This window comes from Psychrobacter piscatorii, assembly GCF_043641605.1.
GTDB classification, from domain to species: domain Bacteria; phylum Pseudomonadota; class Gammaproteobacteria; order Pseudomonadales; family Moraxellaceae; genus Psychrobacter; species Psychrobacter piscatorii_C.
In genome coordinates, this window is the sequence record NZ_JBHZRK010000001.1 from 165,719 (window position 1) to 183,529 (window position 17,811).

15 protein-coding genes are annotated in these 17,811 nt (G+C 43.2%); 6 read left to right on the forward strand and 9 right to left on the reverse strand.

What is annotated here, in order from left to right; genetic code table 11:
* The first annotated feature begins 217 nt into the window (after window positions 1-217).
* Window positions 218-1,012, forward strand: coding sequence for a substrate-binding domain-containing protein (locus ACHUET_RS00750; protein WP_025651116.1), 795 nt, complete (start codon window positions 218-220; stop codon window positions 1,010-1,012).
* Window positions 1,013-1,189: 177 nt separating this feature from the next.
* Complete coding sequence (locus ACHUET_RS00755; RefSeq protein WP_101204603.1) at window positions 1,190-1,456, forward strand: DksA/TraR family C4-type zinc finger protein; 267 nt, start codon at window positions 1,190-1,192, stop codon at window positions 1,454-1,456.
* Between the two features lie 252 nt (window positions 1,457-1,708).
* Here the strand turns inward: ACHUET_RS00755 and ACHUET_RS00760 are convergent, their stop codons facing one another.
* Both ACHUET_RS00760 and ompR read right to left on the reverse strand, forming a co-directional pair.
* Window positions 1,709-2,968, reverse strand: a complete 1,260-nt coding sequence (locus ACHUET_RS00760; protein WP_463555712.1) for a CobW family GTP-binding protein — start codon at window positions 2,966-2,968, stop codon at window positions 1,709-1,711.
* Between the two features lie 67 nt (window positions 2,969-3,035).
* Window positions 3,036-3,794: an osmolarity response regulator transcription factor OmpR gene (ompR, locus tag ACHUET_RS00765; protein WP_058023990.1), complete on the reverse strand. Its 759-nt coding sequence runs from the start codon at window positions 3,792-3,794 to the stop codon at window positions 3,036-3,038.
* A gap of 376 nt (window positions 3,795-4,170) precedes the next feature.
* Here ompR and ACHUET_RS00770 point away from each other — a divergent pair, with 376 nt between their 5' ends.
* Entirely contained in the window at window positions 4,171-6,714 is a 2,544-nt protein-coding gene (locus ACHUET_RS00770) for a Tex family protein (RefSeq protein WP_394209858.1), read from the forward strand.
* A 115-nt stretch (window positions 6,715-6,829) separates the two neighbouring features.
* Here ACHUET_RS00770 and ACHUET_RS00775 read toward each other — a convergent pair whose 3' ends face one another.
* Complete coding sequence (locus tag ACHUET_RS00775; RefSeq protein WP_394209860.1) at window positions 6,830-7,324, reverse strand: hypothetical protein; 495 nt, start codon at window positions 7,322-7,324, stop codon at window positions 6,830-6,832.
* A gap of 755 nt (window positions 7,325-8,079) precedes the next feature.
* On the reverse strand, window positions 8,080-9,366 hold the full coding sequence (locus ACHUET_RS00780; RefSeq protein ID WP_394209861.1) for a saccharopine dehydrogenase family protein: 1,287 nt from the start codon (window positions 9,364-9,366) through the stop codon (window positions 8,080-8,082).
* Between the two features lie 412 nt (window positions 9,367-9,778).
* Between ACHUET_RS00780 and ACHUET_RS00785 the strand changes: the two genes are divergently transcribed.
* Entirely contained in the window at window positions 9,779-9,934 is a 156-nt protein-coding gene (locus ACHUET_RS00785) for a DUF1328 domain-containing protein (RefSeq protein ID WP_021814049.1), read from the forward strand.
* Window positions 9,935-10,043: 109 nt separating this feature from the next.
* Here ACHUET_RS00785 and ACHUET_RS00790 read toward each other — a convergent pair whose 3' ends face one another.
* The 4 genes from ACHUET_RS00790 to ACHUET_RS00805 all read right to left on the reverse strand — a co-directional run bounded on the left by ACHUET_RS00790 (window position 10,044) and on the right by ACHUET_RS00805 (window position 13,746).
* Window positions 10,044-10,337 (reverse strand): 4a-hydroxytetrahydrobiopterin dehydratase, encoded by a 294-nt coding sequence (locus ACHUET_RS00790; RefSeq protein WP_394209863.1) that lies wholly within the window; start codon window positions 10,335-10,337, stop codon window positions 10,044-10,046.
* A gap of 128 nt (window positions 10,338-10,465) precedes the next feature.
* Window positions 10,466-10,759, reverse strand: coding sequence for a GNAT family N-acetyltransferase (locus ACHUET_RS00795; RefSeq protein ID WP_394209865.1), 294 nt, complete (start codon window positions 10,757-10,759; stop codon window positions 10,466-10,468).
* 255 nt (window positions 10,760-11,014) lie between these two features.
* A complete protein-coding gene (locus ACHUET_RS00800; RefSeq protein WP_394209867.1) occupies window positions 11,015-12,376 on the reverse strand; it encodes a fatty acid desaturase family protein in 1,362 nt (453 codons plus the stop codon).
* Window positions 12,377-12,537: 161 nt separating this feature from the next.
* Window positions 12,538-13,746, reverse strand: coding sequence for a flavin reductase family protein (locus ACHUET_RS00805; RefSeq protein ID WP_394209869.1), 1,209 nt, complete (start codon window positions 13,744-13,746; stop codon window positions 12,538-12,540).
* Between the two features lie 432 nt (window positions 13,747-14,178).
* Between ACHUET_RS00805 and ettA the strand changes: the two genes are divergently transcribed.
* Complete coding sequence (gene ettA / locus ACHUET_RS00810; protein WP_201600844.1) at window positions 14,179-15,840, forward strand: energy-dependent translational throttle protein EttA; 1,662 nt, start codon at window positions 14,179-14,181, stop codon at window positions 15,838-15,840.
* A 105-nt stretch (window positions 15,841-15,945) separates the two neighbouring features.
* On the opposite strand, the gene ACHUET_RS00815 is transcribed toward ettA, so the two are convergent.
* On the reverse strand, window positions 15,946-16,323 hold the full coding sequence (locus tag ACHUET_RS00815; RefSeq protein ID WP_394209871.1) for a VOC family protein: 378 nt from the start codon (window positions 16,321-16,323) through the stop codon (window positions 15,946-15,948).
* 53 nt (window positions 16,324-16,376) lie between these two features.
* On the opposite strand from ACHUET_RS00815, the gene ACHUET_RS00820 reads away from it, so the two are divergent.
* On the forward strand, window positions 16,377-17,729 hold the full coding sequence (locus ACHUET_RS00820) for a D-serine ammonia-lyase (protein WP_394209873.1): 1,353 nt from the start codon (window positions 16,377-16,379) through the stop codon (window positions 17,727-17,729).
* The last annotated feature ends 82 nt before the right edge of the window (window positions 17,730-17,811 follow it).

The window sequence follows — 17,811 nt, forward strand, 5'->3', positions numbered from 1 at the left end:
TACAAAGCGTAAAAGTAATTTGGGTAGCTATAGTTGATACTAAATGAAATAGATGCGTCGTACTAGGATGCGAAACTGGTATAAATTTTCTTTAGTTGCTTGATGTGCTAATAGAAGCTACAAAAAATATATACCAACAGCAAGATATCTGTTTTATAGTAAATACGACTCTGTTTTTTGTCAAAACTACCAATGATTTTTACTTAGGATAATACTTATGAATAAGTCCATTGCTGCTGCATGTGTGCTGCTAAGTTGTACTTCAGCTTTTGCGCAAACCACGCTTTTTGATCCTTCCATCGAGCACAATCCTCAGGATGGTGTCATAAAGCTGTATGGAGCAGGTGGCCCACATACCGCTTTAAGAAAAGTGGCAGATGTCTGGGAAAAGCAAGGTGGTACCAAGGTAGAATTAATAGCAGGACCTGAAGACAAATGGTCGGCTGACGCTCAAGCTGATGCCGATGCTCTGTGGGGAACTTCTGAGCAATCAATGACTGCATTTCTTGAGACATACGAAACTTTTGATCATGAAAAAGTTGAACCCATTTATATCCGACCAGCAATCATAGCTGTACAAAAAGGAAATCCTAAAAATATACGTAGCTTTGATGATTTATTAGCTAAGGGGATTAAAATAGTTGTGACCGAAGGTAAAGGAACATATAACACTTCGGGTACTGGAGTTTGGGAGGATCTCGCAGGACGCAAAGGAAGCTTAAACGATATTGCTCGTTTTCGAGATAATATAGTAGCGTATTCTTTAGGATCTGGAGCCAGTTTTAAAGCATTTAAAGATGAAAAAGCAGATGCTTGGATAACTTGGCCGAATTGGCCGCTTAATAATTCCAAAGATATGGACATGGTTAGTATAGATAAGGATCGAGCTATCTGGCGTGATTTAAACATCGTTGTATCACCAAAAGCTGATCCTCAAACAAAAGATTTTCTTAACTTTTTAATCACTAAAAAAGGACAAAAAATCATGAAAACAGAAGGGTGGCAACGCTGAGTAGAAGGTTTTAGGCATACACTCTTAAAAAGTAAATACCCTAAATATAATTCTCACTAATCGTTCAAACACATTTGTTATTTGCATATTGTAATTAGCAATAACCACCCCATCTATTTGTTATTAAAGAATTTATCTATAAAGCAATGATCATTAAAAAATAAATAGGATGGGATTATGGCAGGTGGCTGGTCAAGAGATGGTGCTGAGCACGAACAAATGGATGCAACGGTAAATGATGCATTGGAGCGAGCGCGACGTTCGTTGCCAACAGGTGTAAGTGCTGAGCTGTGTGACGAATGTGGTAAGCCTATTCCAGAGGCAAGGCGACTAGCGGTGCCCGGTATTCAGCACTGCGTTAGCTGTCAGACGGAGCTTGAACAAGAAGCAAAAGCGGCTGAACTGTTTAATCGTCGTGGTAGTAAAGACAGTCAATTGCGTTAAAAAATAGTTAGGGCGTGTCCTCAATTCAATCGATAGTCATCTAAATGGGTTAAAAATGGCTAAATCTTGCCAAACGTCGTCAAATAGCTGACTAATATCTCGATATTATCTGCGCTATTTTCCTTGTTTGACTGCGATTTATCTCATTTTTATCACCATTTTTAAAATGAGGACATGCCCTAATTGCGTTGAAAAAAGAAAGGGCGGACATTGCTAGATAAAATAGCAATGTTCGTTTTTTTATGTCTACTGCTATATGACCAGCGCCATCAGTTCGCGGTCGCACTCTTCCCAATCTATCAAGGCTAGTGACACTTTGGCATCATTCTCAGTTTCTGATTTTCCTGTAGCTTTATCGACAGCATGTGTATCGACAGTATTGCCTAATTGCAAAATAATTTCCAATCGACTATCCGTCTGTGGGTCAATAGTTCTGGTGGTTAGACTACCAGGGTTAAAATTGATCTTCATCCAGCCATCATAAGTATGTACCACGCCTTTGATGCGTTCCCAGTTTGGCAATGCTAACAACCAATTCTGTAAATCGTCAGCGTTTAGTATGTAGTGAGCGGGTAGGCGCCATCCAGCCAATTGAAAATCTTGCTGCTCTTCATGGTAGCGATAGGGCAGATCACTATCAGCACTAGCCTGAGCTTTAGTCTCATCGGTAGATGAACTCGATGATGGTACAGTTGCTAAAGAATTGGCTGGAGACTGTAAACCAATCATCGATTTTTTAGGATTAGAGATAGTGACTTTTCGTTGATTCGAAATGATAGAGCTAGGCTGATTCAGTTGGTCGTTTAACGTAGACGAATATGCATCTGTTACAAGTTTATTTACTACAAACTTATCTGATGAATGGACATCTGATGAATCTATTGTCTCAGCTGCTATTAGTTCGGATACTACCCAAATGATTTTTACTTGCGAATTTAGCTTGGTTATCCATTCTACCAAGGCTTGTTTTTCGATAGTATCTAATTGGACATAGCGATTGACGATCAGCACATCGGCATCACGGACATGCGCCTGAAAGCCATCATGATCACGATACTTAATCTGTTGCCACTGCTCGCCACTCAGTACAGTTATCACCGCATTCATCTGTAGTGCGGTTTGCCAATGCGGCGCACTGAGCTGTAATATCAGCTCGCGTGGATGTGCCAATCCTGTGGGTTCAATAAGCAGTCTTTGCGGGTGATGGTCATTAAGCAGACGACTGATCGCAATTTGTAAGGGCAGTTGACTGGTACAGCAAATACAGCCGCCACTGACTTCACGCATGGCGATATTCTGTTGCTCAAGATCGTTATCTTGAGAGCTTGCCAATAGTGCACCATCAATACCGATACGGCCAAACTCATTGATTAAGAGAGCCCAGCGCTCGTCATTGGGTTTTGTGGCAAGTAGCTGATTGATGACGGTGGTTTTGCCAGCACCTAAAAACCCTGTCACCAACGTGCAGGGTATGTTTTGAAAAATAATAGGGTTTTTCACAGATATGCTCATCATATCGGCATGTGTTTATGAATAATCAAACACGGCCTATATTAAAAGAAATGTCATCAGTCAAAGGTTATTCACTCTTGACGGTTTCTACCTCAGCTTCATCAGGAACGAATACATAGCCCACACCCCAAACCGTTTGAATATAGCGGGCTTGTGAAGGGTTGTCTTCAATCAAGCGACGTAGGCGTGATACTTGCACATCGATAGAGCGCTCCATCGCACCCCACTCACGACCACGGGCAAGGTTCATCAACTTATCACGGGTCAACGGCTCACGTGGATGCTGTACCAGAGCCTTCAACACCGAAAACTCACCTGTCGTCAAAGTGACGACGTTACCATCACGTTTGAGCGTGCGAGTCGATAGATCTAGTGTCCATGGACCAAATTCTACCACTTCTAATTGGTGACTTGGTGCCCCTGGAAGCTCACGGTTCTGACGACGCAACACGGCTTTGATACGCGCCAATAGCTCTTTTGGGTTAAACGGCTTAGGTAGGTAATCATCTGCACCCGCTTCCAAACCTGCGATACGGTCAGCATCGCCACCTTTTGCGGTCAGCATAATGATTGGAATGTCCGCATTGTCTTCACGTAGGCGCTTACAGATGCTGATACCGTCTTCGCCTGGTAGCATCAAATCTAACACAACCAAAGAGAAGAGCTCACGTTGCATGAGTTTGTCCATCTGACTGCCGTCATGGGCAGTACGAACGACGAAACCGTCGTCTTCTAGGAAGCGCTGTAGCAAAGAGCGCAGGCGAGCGTCATCATCGACAACTAAAATACGCTGAGTCAAAGTATCGGGGCTGTTGTTATCAGTCATACAGGCATCCTCTTATAAAAATTATTGTTAGCAGAAATGACGAGTAAAAAGCGATGAGTAAAATACTGCCATTAATTATCGTTATTTAATGATGGGTCAAAACAAGCACGTCATAAAATCAAAAACTATTGTTCAATATATCAGCACATCTCAATATTTGTGCTATTGATACTTTAGTGTATAAGATTGCACCGCGAATTGCATCACCCATAAGAATAAATGCTGTATGCGTTTGTTTAACAAGGCTATAGAACGTTTGATATAAAACGTTTTATGCCGCAAAACAGGCGATAATTAACGAAAAGATAAAAAGGATTTTTATTCATGCAGCTTTTGCTATAATGCAAAACTACATTTCTCAACGATTGATACGTATATGAGTAGCACTGATACCTTAACGTCATCTCAAACCTCGACAAATGCACAGGTTTTGGATGCAACCACACACGCGAATATTCACGACAAGCTTGCTCGCGCGCTTGGCATTAAGACTGCTCAAGTCAATGCGTTTGTGAAGCTTTATGATGAAGGCGCAACGGTTCCTTTCATTGCGCGTTACCGCAAAGAAAAAACGCAGAACCTTGATGACGCGCAGCTGCGTGCTTTAGAAAAATCTCTCAATTATGAGCGTGACATGGCCACACGTCGCCTCAAAATTACTGAGTTACTGAGCACACAGGGTAATCTGACCGATGAGCTACAGACGCGTATCGATAACGCGACGTCTAAGCTTGAGCTTGAAGACATCTATCTGCCATATCGTCCGCGTCGTCGTTCACCGGCTGCCAAAGCACGTGCTGCTGGTCTTGACGCTGCCGCCCAAGCGGTCTTGACGCAAGAAATCACCCCGACAGAGGCGCTGGCTGATTATCAAGTTCAATCAAGTATCACTGATGATAGTGGTAATGAGATCGACGTTGATTTTAGCGATATCGAAAAACAGCTTGCTGGCGTACAAGCCATTATCGTCGATGAATGGACACAAGCATTGGGTTTGTTGGATAACTTGCGCAATGGTTTTGCCAAAACTGCCAGTATCGTATCGAGCGTTGCGAGCGAAGAAAAGCGCGAAGTTGGCGAAAAATTCAAAGACTACTTTGAGCATAGCGAAAGCCTTGCTCGATTGCCAAATCATCGCCTATTAGCAATGTTACGTGGTCGTCAAGAAAACGTTTTGGGTCTAAAGATTGAAGGCGAAGACGCTCCATTTATCGAAAAGATCATCAGTCATTTCGATGTCGATGCCAAAGCGCCAGCAGAACGCCGTGAGTTTTTGGTAGAAGCAGCCAGTAGCTTATGGAAAGAAAAATGGCGTCCGCATATCGAGCATCGTTTATTAACTGAAAAGCGTTTGGCCGCAGAAGCAGATGCGATCGATGTATTCGCTAGCAATCTACAGCATTTGCTAATGTCTGCGCCAGCAGGTCCTAAAGTGATCTTGGGTGTTGATCCTGGTATCCGTCATGGCGTAAAAATGGCTATCGTCGATGCGCAAGGTCATGTCATGTCAGATAGCGAAGAGAAGCCTGTCATCGCGACGGTTTATCCGTTTGCACCTGACAACAAAATGACTGAAGCCAAAAAAGTCATCGATGAGCTATTAAGCACTTATAATGTTGATTTGGTCGCTATCGGCAACGGTACGGCAAGTCGCGAAACCGATGCAATGATCAAAGAGATTCTAGCCGCAAACGATGCACTCAAAGCCAAAGCTGTCATCGTGAATGAGTCAGGCGCGTCGGTCTATTCTGCCAGTGAGCTTGCTAGTGATGAGCTTGCTAATCTAGATGTTTCTGTGCGTGGCGCGGTTTCTATCGCGCGTCGCTTGCAAGATCCATTGTCAGAGCTCGTTAAAGTCGATCCAAAAGCCATCGGTGTCGGTCAATATCAGCATGATGTGAATCAAAACCAGCTCGCAGATAGCCTTGATAAAGTCACTCAAGACAGCGTGAACGCCGTTGGTGTCGATGTAAATACGGCGAGCCCAGCTATCTTGGCTCACATCGCAGGTCTTAACCGCAACGTAGCGCAGCAAATTGTCACTTATCGCCGCGAGCACGGTGCATTTGATAGCCGTGAAGCACTCAAAAACGTCCCACGCCTAGGCGCTAAGACATTTGAGCAAGCAGCTGGTTTCTTGCGTATTCATAATGGTAGCAATCCATTAGATGCAACCGGCGTGCATCCAGAGAGTTATGCCTTGGTTGATAGCTTACTCGCACAAGCGGGCAAGCCGTTGTCAGAAGTCATCGGTAACGATGGTGTATTGAATGCTATCGATACGACTGCGCTGGCTGCTAACGATGATAATGTTAGCGTAAAAGCGATTATCGAAGAGCTTGCAAAACCTGCTCGTGATCCTCGTCCTGAGTTTAAAACGGCCAATTTCCGTGATGATGTCAATAGCATCAAAGATTTGAGCGAAGGTATGCAGCTTGAAGGGGTAGTCACTAACGTAACCGCGTTTGGCTGTTTCGTTGATGTCGGTGTCCATCAGGATGGTTTGGTCCATATTTCTCAGATGGCCAATGACTTTGTCGCAGACCCCATGAACCGTGTCAAACCTGGCGATATCGTCTCAGTTCGTGTTATCTCTATCGATGAAAAACGTGGTCGTATCGGATTTAGTATGAAGCCTGAGTCTGAAAAACCTGTCCGTACGGCTGCTAAGTCTACTGCAACCAGTACAGATGGTGACAAAGTGAGCCGTCCACGCAGTAATCAGGCGAATAGTGACCGTCCAAATAATAGCCGTCCCGCTGCTGATAAGCGTTCGTCTAAGCCACGTGGTAAACGTCAGGACAATACGAATAGTAACCGTAGTAAACCGATCAAAAACGATAAAGCGGAAGCACCTAGTAAAATGGGTACACTTGGCGCCTTGTTACAAGAAGCTGGCGTGACTAAAACTAAGAAATAGCCAAAATTTATAGCCGTGTTCAACAAAAAAGGCAGCCAATGGGCTGCCTTTTTATATGTCACTTATTGATAGTAGTAAACTATTAATCATACTATTCAATCAAGCACTGTCATTATTAACGAATGGTGAAACGACGGTTTTCGTTGAATTCAACTTGACCTGGCTGAGTGGCTAAAAGCTCACCACGACGGTCTTTTTTCTTTTCTTGTAAGGTAATCTCGACTGGCTTTTCGCGCATGTCAGCAGGTGTCACTTGGCTGCTTTGAACATCATTTGTCGTCTGTGCGCGGCGCATCATAGCAGCACGTGCTTGAGCGTCAGCATCAGACATTTTTTCCTCTGCTGTAACTATCATGTCTTCGTCCATGTCACTTTCTTCAGACTCCATATCGTCATTCATCGTGTCCATGTTGTTATCATCAACAGCACCCGGTTGAGTAGCGAGAAGCTCGCCATCAGGGCCTTCTATTTCGGCTTGCAAGGTATTATCGACAGGAGTGGTACGCATGTCTGCTGGCATAATGTCACTGGTATTGACAGGTGCAGCTATTGCTGCCGCTGGCAAAACAAGTGTCGCGCCTAATACTAACGGTAAAATATTCTTTTTCATTATAAAACTCCAAATTTGATAAATTAACAATGATTAAAAACGGCTGCCTTTGTTTTGATATGGCTAACTTTAAATATGATTGGTTTAAAATATAGACAATTAAAAACAGCCAGATTTTGGTTCGACCTTACTATAATTTGTAAAAACAAAGTACCAGTTATATAGCTGATATTTCAGTAGTAAACTCATTAAGGTTCTAACAGCTTGGTATATTCTTGTGACGTTGTGAAACTACTAAGTCCACATCTCATTTAAGAAATGAAGTAAACATTCGCATTTGTTTTATTCAACATTGATATATTTACCAGTATCTGTATCAAGTAGTAGGCTGCTGAGAATCTTTATCTGGTACACGAACTACTGGAAGATTTTGACTAATATCAATTCGATAAATAAAAGTTGTTTAGAAAAATATTTTTATTGGATAATGTTTTTTGAAGTGAACTTTGATTAAAAACTTTAAATGAATATTCTCTATGATAACCAAACCGTAATGTATTTTATCCTAGCGTATTGGTGAGAATATGGCTGTGACATTAAGCTAGGGATGTGTAGCATAATGTATTGAAAAATCGAAAAGTTGTAACATTGCTTACCAAAAAAGTACGGTATTAGTATTCGCTAACATGACAGATGATTGATATAAAATTTGCGTATTAAAAACCGCACCTTGTTATCAAGATACGGTCATAAAAAACATCAGCGTTGATACATTGTTGTTTGAGCATTTTACTCTTGAATTATTGTGAGCTTGGTTAACCCTCAACAACCTCAAAGCTTAAACCTGAATGTTCTTCTAAACGGGCTATGAGCTTATCACCCATCGCAGAGGCAGGCGTCCAGAATCCGCCGCCAACGTCTTCTTTACTGATATCTTGTGCCAGACATAATGCTGCCTGCGCGAGCATACGGGAAGTGCTGCCGTAACCAGGATCTTTATCGCCTGTAACTTTGACCGTAATGGTGTCGTTTTTAGCTGTTTGTCCAAAATGGCGAATATCAAAGTAGCCATTTTCCTGCTCATCCTTAGAAGGGCCTGTGCCTGCTTTAGGCAGAACATGCTTGGACAATAACTCACGGCTTGGTTTAATCATCATAGCAGTGGCAAATCCTAGTAGACCCGCGCTCATCGCGTAGCTTGATAACTTACCTTTGACACCATCTTTCATCCACATGGCTTCGTCATATTTAAAATCGCGACCGTATTCATAATCAAGTAGCTGGTTACTGCGATGTACAATACGTGTGTTAATACTCGCCATCACAAAAGGCGCCAACCAACGTTTATGGGTGCTGTCGTATTCTGGTTTGCTGACATTGTCTTGACGTACATTGGGCACATCTGTGTCATCGTTTAGTAGATAAGGGTTGGCTACTTGCTTACGGCGCGATTTATCTTCACCAACTTCTTCGAATATCGTAGCCATCGAGGCAATCGTACCACCAGAGATGCCGCCTTTTGCCGCCTTTACTCGCATGTGAATCACATTACAAGCTTCTCCGAACTTCTCTTCTGCTTTGGTTTGCGTAAAGTACACGCCCAAATCTGATGGGATAGAGTCAAAACCACAAGAGTTGACAATCCGTGCGCCGCTTTGCTGGGCAGTATCTTGATATTTGTCCATCATGTCTTTGATAAAGATTGCTTCACCAGTAAGATCGACGTAATCGGTACCATTTTCGGCGCAAGATTTGATAAGAGGCTCACCATATTTGAGGTAAGGGCCGACGGTTGAGATGATGACTTGTGTCTGTTTGGTCATATTATTAAGGCTGACGGGGTCTTTACTATTGGCAATGATAATATCTACTTTGCTCTCAAGTTTCGACTGTAGCTCATTGAGTTTTTCTTCATCACGTCCTGCAATTGCCCAAGTGACGTTAGAGCCATCTTTATTTTTAGCATTGGATAAAAAATTGGTTAAATAGTGAGCGGTGATTTGTCCGACAAAGCTTGTTGCGCCATATAAGATGACGGCATAAGGGCGGTTGACGCTACTATCTTGTTGCGTGGGTTTTGCGGTATCCGTCTCGGTACTCATAAGTATTGTCCTTAATAGATTGGATGATAATGTGATTTTAAACTATAAACCAAGTGGTCTAAATAAGTTAGAAGTTTATGGGGTCGCTATAGTTTTCATTGCCAAATCTCTTTTCCAGAAATTTTTGATTTATTTATATACAACTATAAGTTAATCAATAATTTAGCAAATAAGGTGCTCATCATCCTAAATAATATGTTTATAGAGACAAGAAAAAATAAAAGGTGTTAACACTTGCTACAAACTTTACATAATCTACTGACATCATTACTAAAATGCACGTTCTTTAAAGAGAAATATTGCTAATCTATGTTTGTAAGCAGATATGACTGGTATTAGAAAAACAAAAAGTTAAATCAATACTATATAAAGTTTACTATCTGATTTTTAACAATTATTTGAGGAGAATATTATGTTTCGTTGGGCTATTATTTTTGCAGTAATCGCACTGTTAGCAAGTTTGTTAGGATTTGGTGGCGTCGCAGGACTGTCTGCTAATCTGGCATACATCTTCTTAGCAGTTGCTGTCATTTTATTTATTGTGGCGTTTGTTAGTCGCAAAATGTAAACACAGCTTACTACTATAAAAAATCCAGTATAAAAAAAGACCCTCAATTGAGGGTCTTTTTTATGTTCTACTAAAGCACTTCAGTTACTCATTTAACAGAAATATCAAGCTATAGACGTTTGGGCTGAACGATATGCTCCATGCGTTTTGCAAGGCGAATGTCCAAACTAGAGATACCACCTGTATCCTGATTAGTCAGGCGTACCTCGACTATATTGTATATATTACGCCATTCAGGGTGATGTTCTAGTGCTTCAGCATGAAATGCCGCTTGGTTCATAAAACTCATGGCTTCGATAAAGTCACTGAAGTGATAGGTCTTGACGATACTATTACCATCGCGCTGCCAACCAACAAGCTCTTCTAACTGTAGATTGATTTGTTTGTCAGATAAACTACTCATATTAATAACCTTTATTGTTATATGGATTGGTTTATTAAAAGTTATATTGGGATCGGTCTCCTAATCTAAAATAGGTTGCTAAAATTATTATTGCACATAGTCTTTTATCGTTAAGGAGTAGCAGTAAGCTAGATAAGGTCTTGGTACTCAGGGTGCTTGCTGATATATGAGGCGACAAATGAGCATTGCGGCACGACTTTTTTGTCATGTTCACGGGCGTAATCTAGCGCATGCTTGACTAGGGCAGAACCGACACCTTGACCGCCTAATTGTTGCGGGACGATCGTGTGGTCATAGAAGAGCTTGTCATCACGGTCTTGATAGCTAATATAGCCAGTTTGACCATCAATAGTCGTCTCAAAACGATTTGCTGCTTGGTTGTGAACAATATCTAAGTTTGGTTTGGTCGTTTGGTTACTCATTGAACAACTCCATTTATTATTATCAAATTTTTATGGTGAACTGAGGTTATTTAACAGACGCTAAAATCATTATGCGTGCTAATAATTCTAGCCATATATTTATTAAACACTTGTTGTTATTTTAGTATGACGCATTACCGCTGAACAATCTAGATGCTTACCACAATAGTAGACATGGCAGCGGCTATGTACATAGTTTTAGCGTTAACCAGTCTGCGCAAGAATGAGGTATTTCTAAAATACCATTTTGGCACATTACCATGCATAGGATAAGGCTTGGCGGACAACTGGTGGTAAAAACCGACCAAGGCCACCTTTGACCGCTGGTTTGGTCTCACGCTCGATACGATTATCGGTATCTGACATCGACGCCTTATACGCGTGCCATTCTTGTTCGCTAGGTTTGCTAAAGTGGTGGATACGTCCTATTACTTGTCGCAGCTGTGTGCTAAAACGTCCAGTGTTGTAGGCCAGATTGTATTTGTGGCAGATGGCTTTTACCTGCGGAGCGATACTGGCATAGTGGCTGGCTGGCATATCAGGAAAGATATGGTGCTCAATCTGATGCGATAAATTGCCTGTCAAAATGTGAAACCACTTATTCCCTTTGATATTGCTAGAACCCAAAATCTGACGCACGTACCAATCGCCTTTGCTCTCATCAGTATCGAGATGGGTATAGATATGTGCTTGCTCAGTGAAATGACCACAGAAAATCACCGCCCACGTCCACAGGTTACGAACCGTATTGGCCGTCATGTTCCCGCTCAGTGTGCTTAGAGCACTACGACAGCCTAGTGTCATTGCTACTATGGCTGGCAGGGCAATATAGTCTTTGCCCACTTGTCGGCCGATTTTGGCAAATAGTGCGCGAGATTTTTGCTGCATGATTTTATGCAAGTCAGGGGAGTCGGCGTATTCATCGACACTGATCTGAATATCATGAAAGGCTACCGCCCATTCAAAGCCAAATGCCAGTACCGCTGTACTAAACATATTGTAGCGATCTTCTGGTGTCCAAGGCTGCTCATCAGTCACCCGAATTAAGTGATAGCCAACATCATGGTCACGCCCAACAATATTGGTAAACGTATGGTGTAAGTAATTGTGCGAGTGTTGCCACAATGGCGCAGGGCAAACAATATCCCAATCAAACTTTTGACTGTTCAGATGCGGGTGCTGCATCCAATCGTATTGACCATGCATGACATTATGCCCAAGCTCCATATTGTTGAGTATTTTGCTAAAACTAAGCATTGACGTGCCCAATAGCCAAGTACCTATCTGCGAGCGGCGTGATGACATGCGTCCTGCGGCGGCCAGTAAACCACGGGCGACAAGCTCACTATAAACCACAGTGGCATAAATCCGCTGAATGTATTTGGCGTCATCGCTACCTAATGAGTCCATTACACCTTTATATAGCGCATTTAATTCTACTGCCAAGGCATCACTTTGTGCTTTTGTTAATGGTGCATGGGTTACTGTTGGATAGCGAGTTTGCTGTGATGATAGAGTTGGCTGCTCGCTATCATTTTTTGCCAACGGTGCATCGAACACTAACGTCAAGATAGGTACGGCAGAATGTGCGGTGTCAATAGATGGTAATAAGCGCATATATAAATCCTTAACCGAAACGGCACGAATAAACAGCACTGGGTTCGGTTTTATGAGTTATCTGAGTTTTAGCATACAGTATGAGTTAACATCAGTCTGTTTTTTAGTTTTAAGAGGTCGATAGTCAGGGGTTAGTGGTCGTATTTTTTATTTCAGCAGTGCTAAACGTCTAACACCACGTCTGTCATAGCGATATTGATGCACGTTTGGATAGACTCGTAACCATCACTACTTATCTTGCCAGTTTGGATGTTTTTGACTACGCCGCTCACTTTATTGCAGCGGCATAGTTGGCAGATACCTTGCCTACAGCCATATGCTAGACGTACATCTGCATTTTCGGCAGCGACCAATAATGTAGTGTCGCTATCGAACTGCCGTTGCCGTGATCGCAAATACACCGTATGCGACTCTGTCTGTAGTGCATTATCCAGTAACCGATTGCCACCGATATCAAAATCAGGCAATGCGCTACCGAAATTTTCTACGATAATGTTGTCACGTAGCTGGATGTTTTGTGGCACGTTAATCTCGTTTACTGTTTTATATAAGCCGGCTAATAACGCTTGTGAACCGCAGGCAAATATCTGCGTATTTGCCAGAGGTAGGTTAAGTGATAACAAACCCTCTGCGCTCAAGTAACGTTCGCCAGCCAAGTAAGTCGCAGGGTTATCAGTATGGATAAAATGATAGCTAAAGGCTGGATAGATATCGCTCAGCTGTTGCCACTGATGCTGAAGCTGGGGAAGTTCTGTTCGATTATAATGTAGTAACGCCACCTGATGTCCGTTTGCTAATGCTTGCGTAATAAGCCCTAACATAGGCGTGATACCGCTACCGCCAGCGACAAATAATAAAGGATTCAGTTTTTGGTTATCTAATTCTGTACGATCTGAACTTTTCTTTGCCTGTGCCAAAGTAAAATGACCCAATGGCATGCTCGTATCAATGATGCTAGCTAGCGGCAGTTGCTTGGTAAGATAATGAGACACCAATCCTTGCGGTTTAACAGCAATAGTCACCGTATGGCGACGGTTTTTTGCTGACTTAGTAGCGGCGGCATCATCTTGCCACCACAATGATTGATTCGCCAATCCCACGATTGAATAGCTGCGCTGATGATAAACCCCATCGATAAAAACACGTAAATCGAGATATTGACCGCCTTGCCAACCCTCTCTTGCATTCAAGGTCTGCTGCCTAAACGCTTGATTGGTCTCAAATTGCAGTGCGATTAAATCATCACTCAGCTCATATCGAGCGATCAGACGTAACTTGGGTGTCGTCAATGACCAAAACGGATGTAAGCGCGATCCGATAAAATCGACAAACGCACGTTGAACTATTTCAGGGCGATAGCCGTTGGCCATATAATCAGTACCTGTGTAAATATTATTAAAAATATATAAGAAATAATGACTCAGCTTATAGCCAGTTTCATTGATGACATACTAAACCATTCTTTTTTGTGCTGTTAAGTCACTCTAACATGCTAACGGCTATTGATTAAATTTGCGAAAGTTTTGATGCTATTTTTTGTGGTTTTTATCAAACAGCAATGAGTCAGAATGTTAAACGCGTCATATCAGCTAAATATTTTTATCCGCTTTTATCCAGAAACAGCGATACTCTATGACAAAAGCTGCAAAACAAGGGGTAAAACAACCTGTTAGCTTGCAGGGTATGCGTCACAATGCGATAATGACCTATAATTTGTAACCCTGATTTTGAGGTACGGCACGCTTGGCATCATCGCTGAGTGGCATTTGCTGTTCTCTTCTATGCAGTCTATCGGAGTGTTAATGGCTCAATATATTTACACGATGAACAACGTGTCAAAACTTGTTCCCCCTAAGCGTGAAATCTTAAAAAACATCAACCTATCGTTTTTCCCTGGTGCCAAAATCGGTGTCCTCGGGATCAATGGTTCAGGTAAATCAACGTTGCTACGTATCATGGCTGGCGTTGATACTGAGTTCAGTGGTGAAGCACGCGCGCAAGCCGGTACCAAAGTTGGCTATCTGCCACAGGAACCACAGCTAGATGACAGCAAAGACGTGCGCGGTAATGTTGAAGACGGTATGCGTGAAGCATTAGATGCGCTCGCTCGTCTAGATGCCATCTATGCTGAATATGCAGAGCCGGATGCTGATTTTGACAAACTTGCTGAAGAGCAGGGCAAAATGGAAGACATCATCCAGTCATGGGATGCGCATAACCTAAACAACCAGTTAGAAAAAGCGGCCGATGCGCTACGCCTGCCACCATGGGATGCTGATGTTAGTAAACTGTCAGGTGGTGAGAAACGCCGCGTAGCACTATGCCGTTTATTATTGTCGCGCCCTGACATGCTATTGCTTGACGAACCGACCAACCATTTGGACGCCGAGTCTGTTGCATGGCTAGAGCAGTTCTTGCAGAACTACAGCGGTACTATCGTTGCCATTACCCATGATCGCTATTTCTTGGATAATGTTGCTCAGTGGATCTTGGAGCTTGACCGTGGCCATGGCTATCCGTATGAAGGCAACTATACTGAGTGGCTAGAGCAGAAAAACAATCGTCTAGAACAGCAGAATAAGCAAGAAGAATCATTTGCTAAAGCCTTGAAAAAAGAGCTTGAGTGGATTCGTAAAAATCAAAAAGGCCAACAAGCCAAATCTAAATCTCGTGTACAGCGTTTTGAAGAGTTGAACTCAACAGAGTTCCAGAAACGTAATGAGACCTCTGAGATTTATATTCCACCTGGTCCACGTTTGGGTAACAAGGTGATCGAAGTCAATGACATCTCCAAGTCATTTGGCGATCGCCTACTATATGAAAACCTAAGCTTCAACGTCCCAGCTGGCGCGATCGTTGGTATCATTGGTCCAAATGGTGCGGGTAAAACCACGCTATTTAACATGATTACTGAGCGTGATACCCCAGATACTGGTTCGGTTGATTTGGGTGAAAGTGTCAAAGTTGCCTATGTTGGTCAGGTACGTGATCACTTAGATGATAATAAAACCGTGTGGGAAGAAGTTTCTGACGGCCTTGATATTATTACTGTTGGTGATTACACCACGCCAAGCCGTGCCTATATCGGACGCTTTAACTTCAAAGGCTCAGACCAGCAGAAACACGTTGGTCAACTATCAGGTGGTGAGCGTAACCGTCTGCAATTAGCGAAGACGCTAAAGCAAGGCGCAAACGTATTGCTTCTTGATGAACCATCAAACGATTTGGATATTGAAACCTTACGTGCGCTAGAGGATGCGATTCAAGTATTCCCAGGTACCGTCATGGTCGTGTCGCATGATCGCTGGTTCCTTGACCGTATCGCTACTCACATCTTGGCGTTCGAAGAAGAAGGTCCAGTGTGGTTCGATGGTAACTATACTGAGTTTGAAGCGTATCGTAAAAAGACAATGGGTGATGACGCCAGTCCTAAGCGTGCTAAATATAAGAAAATTACGAACTAATACCGCTGTTTGGTATATTGGAACTGCATGAAAAAGACCGCTAATCATTAGCGGTCTTTTTTTAGGTAAGTATTTTTTAATTGTACCGGTGATGGTATTTATTCATCAATAATTGGAGATTTCGATTAAATTGCCATCAGGGTCACGAAAGTAAAATGACATAATTGTCCCTTGCGCACCTGTTCGCGGTACAGGACCTTCGAGCACGTCAACACCTTGCTCACGCACATGAGTTATGGCATTGGCTAAGGGCGTGGTGGTGATAAAGCACAAATCGGCGCTACCTGCTTTGACATTTTGCGCTTTAGGCTCAAACTCATTGCCCAGCTCATGCAGGTTGATTTTTTGTTGACCATACATCAAGGCGACACGTCCTGCACCAAAATGCACTTCGGTCATGCCCAGCACCTTGGTATAAAAATCAATGGTATGCTGTAGATTTTTTACGGTTAAAACAAAATGGTCAAGCTTTAGTATGTCCATGGCACCTTCCTTAGGTATTATTGATAGTAAAATATTTCATACGAGCGTGATTTATGACGACCAAAGCATCCCAGCAAAAAACGATAGAACAGTTATATCACACCCACCCGCTACTAAAGACGATCACAGCGACCAAACCGCTCTGCTGGTTTAACCCCAAGTGGCAGTCCTTTGTAGACGTGGCCCACGCTTTACCGCTTGGCCCAAAGGAGATCGCGGATGCCGCTGATCGTTTGCAGCGGTTTGCTCCCTATATTGCTAGCGTATTTCCTGAGACGGCGGCAAGCGATGGCATTATCGAATCGCCATTGATCGCTATCCCGCGTATGCAGCAAGCGCTACAAACCTTTTGTGGTCATCCGATGTCTGGGCGCTTATTGCTCAAATGCGACAGTCACCTACCTATTTCAGGTTCCATTAAAGCGCGCGGCGGGGTCTATGAAGTACTCAAATATGCAGAGTCAGTCGCGATTGATTCGGGCCTTTTGACAGTAGAAGACAACTATCAAAAACTCGATAGCGCTGCCTGCAAAGCGGTCTTTGCCACACACAGCATCGTGGTCGGCTCAACGGGCAATCTTGGTTTGAGTATCGGCATCATGGGCGCGCAGCTTGGTTTTCAAGTCACCGTGCACATGTCTGCGGACGCCCGCCAATGGAAAAAAGATTTGCTACGTGACAAAGGCGTCCACGTTGTTGAGCATCAAGATGACTATAGCAAAGCTGTTGAACAAGGGCGAGCAGAGGCCGAGCAAAAACTGCGCTGTCACTTTATCGATGATGAAAACTCCCAAGACCTATTCCTTGGTTATAGTGTCGCCGCTGAACGACTAAAACAACAACTGGACGATCAAGGTATTCAGGTCAATGATGAGCAGCCGCTGTTCGTTTATCTACCGTGCGGCGTTGGCGGTGGCCCGGGTGGCGTGGCCTTTGGTTTAAAGCAAATTTTTGGTGACAATGTGCATTGTTTTTTTGCTGAGCCGACGCACTCTCCCGCTATGTTGGTCGGTATGTATACGGGCTTGCATGATGGCATAAGCGTGCAGGACTTTGGCATCGATAACAAAACCTGTGCCGATGGCCTTGCAGTTGGTCGTCCATCCGCCTTTGTCGGTCATGTGATGGAACCACTGCTCAGCGGTATCTACACGATGGCGGATGACGACTTATACCGCTTGCTGGCCTTAATGCATGACAGTGAGGGTATCGATCTTGAGCCTTCCGCCTTGGCAGGTGTGCCTGGTATTGCAAACATCCTCACTGAAGGTACAGCATACCTAAAGCACCACGGATTAACTGACAAACTAGATCAAGCGACGCATGTCGTTTGGGCAACGGGCGGTAATATGGTGCCCAACGAAGAGCACCTTAATTACTATCAAAAAGGAAAAAACCTACTATAAGTTGCTTTTAAATAAGCATACGAGCTGAGACGCCATGCATCTATTCTTTAAAGAAGAAATAGCAGACTTTCTTTGCAGATCA